This window comes from Streptomyces sp. NH27 (assembly GCF_056859195.1).
On the sequence record NZ_JACEGK010000707.1, the window covers coordinates 1 to 3136 of the forward strand.

At 71.0% G+C, this 3136-nt stretch carries 3 protein-coding genes; all 3 read right to left on the reverse strand.

Features of this window, described 5'->3' with window-relative positions; translation table 11 throughout:
- Nucleotides 1–90 precede the first annotated feature (90 nt).
- Nucleotides 91–1419: an ammonium transporter gene (locus AC13HU_RS34725; protein ID WP_483045980.1), complete on the reverse strand. Its 1329-nt coding sequence runs from the start codon at nucleotides 1417–1419 to the stop codon at nucleotides 91–93.
- 103 nt (nucleotides 1420–1522) lie between these two features.
- Nucleotides 1523–2485 carry an urease accessory protein UreD gene (locus tag AC13HU_RS34730; RefSeq protein WP_483045979.1) on the reverse strand — a complete coding sequence of 321 codons (963 nt, stop codon included), beginning with the start codon at nucleotides 2483–2485 and terminating at the stop codon, nucleotides 1523–1525.
- Between the two features lies 1 nt (nucleotide 2486).
- Nucleotides 2487–3107, reverse strand: a complete 621-nt coding sequence (gene ureG / locus AC13HU_RS34735) for an urease accessory protein UreG (RefSeq protein ID WP_483045981.1) — start codon at nucleotides 3105–3107, stop codon at nucleotides 2487–2489.
- Nucleotides 3108–3136 lie beyond the last annotated feature (29 nt).

The following is a 3136-nucleotide window of genomic DNA, read 5'->3' on the forward strand; positions in this document are numbered from 1 at the left end:
CCCCCGCCCCACCCGTCCGCACCGCCCGTCCGCACCCGCGCCCGTACACCCGCTCCCGTACCGGCCGGATCGCCACCGCCGCGCTGACGCTCAGTCGGATTCCTTCCGGGCCCGCAGCAACGTGGCGATCTGCCGGACGAGTTCGTCGTTGCTGCTGACCGGCCTGCCGGAGACGAGGGCGCCGAGACGCTCGGCGGTCTGGAAATCGTACGCACGCTCCCGGTCCGCCCCCGGGACCTTCTCGTACTCCTCCGCGGCGCGGAACCCGACGGTCATGTCGACCACCTTCGCGATGATCCAGGTGAGGATGAAGGAGAACGCGATGACCGCGAGGATCGCGACGACCTGACGGCCCAGCAGGCCCCCTCCGCCGCCGTAGAAGAGGCCCTTCTTACCGCTGACCTGCGCGGTGGCGAGGAGCCCCACCATGATCAGGCCGATCAGCCCGCCGACTCCGTGCACCCCGACCACGTCGAGCGTGTCGTCGATGTTGAACCGGTACTTCAGGGTGATGGCGAAGGCGCACACCGCGCCCACCACCAGACCGGTGATGACCGCACCGAGAGTGTTGATCTCACCGCAGGCGGGCGTGATCGCGACCATGCCGGCGACCGCGGCGGAGACCACGCCCACGGTGGTGACGGTGCCCGTGCGCCACTTCTCGACCAGCGGCCAGGTGATCATCGCGGCCGCCGCGCCCAACTGCGTGTTGATGAACGCGCCGGCCGCCGCGCCCTGATCGGTCAGCGCCGAGCCGGAGTTGAAGCCGAACCAGCCGAACCACAGCAGGGCGACGCCGATCACGACGAGCGGGATGTTGTTGGGCCGCTCCTCCCGGCGGGCGAAGTCGCGCGGCGCGCGCAGCACCAGCGCCACCGCGAGACCGGCGACCCCGGAGTCGAGTTCCACCGGCAGGCCGCCCGCGAAGTCGAGCGCGCCCAGGTGCTTGACGATCCAGCCGTCCGGGTCGAACACCCAGTGGGCGAGCGGCACATAGACGATGAGCAGCCACAGCATGACGAAGACGAGCCAGCCCCGCATGGTGGCCCGGTCCGCGATGGAGCCGCTGATCAGGGCGACCGTGATGATCGCGAAGCCCATCTGGAAGGTGCTGAAGACATACGTGGGGATGTGCCCGGTCAGCGTGGTCAGCCCGATGCCGCGCATGAACGCGTGGTCCACGTTGCCGATCAGCCCCACGCCGCCGACGTCCGGCCCGAACGCCAGGGTGTAGCCGATCGCCCACCAGAGGAGCGTGCCGAAGGCGAGCGCGGCGAAGCTCATCTTGATCATCATCAGGATGTGCCGGGTGCGCACCATGCCGCCGTAGAAGAACGCCAGCCCCGGCGTCATGAGCAGCACCATGGCGGTGGCGGCCAGCAGCCACGCGGTGTCACCGGAGTCGAAGGCGGGCGGCATCGGCGCGGGAGCGAAGTTCACTGGGATACCTCACAGGGGGGCGGGGGTTGATCGTCGGGTGGTCACCACGCCTTGCGCGGGCGACCGCGCCTTGCGCGAGTGGCTACGTCTTGCGCAGATCGGGGGCCGGATGGCCGGTGAGCAGTTCGCGCACGCGATGCCACGCCGCGGTGCGGGCGGCGGTGACCTTGATCGGGTCGCTGTCCAGCAGCCGGACCCAGGCGCCGCAGTCCCGCGGCAGCACGCTGACGCCGTACCGGACCCCGAATCCCGCCAGCGCCTCGTGCAGGGCGTCGGCGATCTCGGCGGCGGGCATACGGTCGGTGACCACGAAGAACGAGGAGACGTGGTCGCTGCCCGCGAAGACCGCGGGACCGCCGCCGGGCACGTCGCCGGGCCGGCCGGTGGTCAGCCGGAGCGTGTCGATCGCGAGCAGCGTGCCGTCCGGCCGGGCCACCACCAGATCGGTGGCGAGCGCCCGGTACTGGTGGCGCTCGCCCCGGGCGAGCCGGCCCGCGGTGAGGGTGTCCCCGAGCAGAACGGTCGCGCCGGGGGCCACGGTGACCTCGGTGCGCTGGTAGAACCTGGAGTCCTTGAACGGGATCACCGGGTCGGGCAGGTACTCCACGTAACTGCCGGCCTCGGCGGTCAGATGGACGAGCTGGGTCGCGTAGTCGTACTCGGTCCTGAACACCTTGGTCGCCGCCTGGCTGGTCAGGTGCACCTGGGTGCCCGGCCCGCAGCGGAAGTCCATGCGGTAGCGGTCGGCCTGCACGACGCCGCCGCCGGTGGCCATCAGGTAGACGTAGCTCATGCCGGGCTGCGCGGGGTCGATCCACAGCGGCCGCATGATCTGCAACGGCGTCTTCTGGTAGCGCTCGACGAGTTCGGTGCGCCCGCCCCGCACCGCGAAGGCCAGGTCGAGGATGCCCACCTTGGCCGGCGAACCGGCGGGCAGCGTGTCGGGCACCGCCGCCGGGCCGACCACCTCGGGCGGGACCCGGGCGGCGGTGTAGTAGCCGGGGGCGAGCCGGTCGGGCCGGGGACGGGCCGGGGCACCCCGCACGTCAGACCAGCACCTTTCGGCGGGACTCCAGGTACGTCGCGACGAAGTCGATGCCGACCCCGGCGAGGCAGTCGGTCAGCACGACCGGGCGGTTCTCGCGGACCCGGTGCGCGTCGGCCTCCATGACGCCGATGTCGGTCCGCACGTACTGCGCGATGTCGATCTTGTTGATCACCAGCAGGTCCGACTCGGTGATGCCGGGGCCGCGCTTGCGGGGCATCTTCTCGCCCTCGGCGGTGTCCAGCACGAAGAGGAACAGATCGACCAGTGCCGGGCTGAAGGTCAGCGTGAGGTTGTCGCCGCCGGACTCGAAGAAGAGCATGTCGGTGTCGGGGAAGCGCTCCAGCATCTCGGCGCCGGCCGCGAGGTTCATCGTGGGGTCGTCGCGCACGGCGGTGTGCGGGCAGGCGCCCGTCTCCACGCCGACGACGCGGTCGGCCGCCAGGACTCCGTCGAGGGTACGGCGGATGTGCTGCGCGTCCTCCTGGGTGTAGATGTCGTTGGTGATCACCGAGGGGTGGTGGCCGCGGGCGATCAGCACCGGCACCAGCGCCTCGATGAGCGCGGTCTTCCCCGACCCCACGGGTCCGCCGATGCCGATCCGCAGGACGTTGTCGTTCACGGTGCTCCCTGGAGTGTGTGGTGGGGGAT

Coding starts and splice junctions, on each gene's coding strand:
- AC13HU_RS34725 (WP_483045980.1), bottom strand. CDS start 1,419: ATGCCGCCCGCCTTCGACTCCGGTGACACCGCGTGGCTGCTGGCCGCC.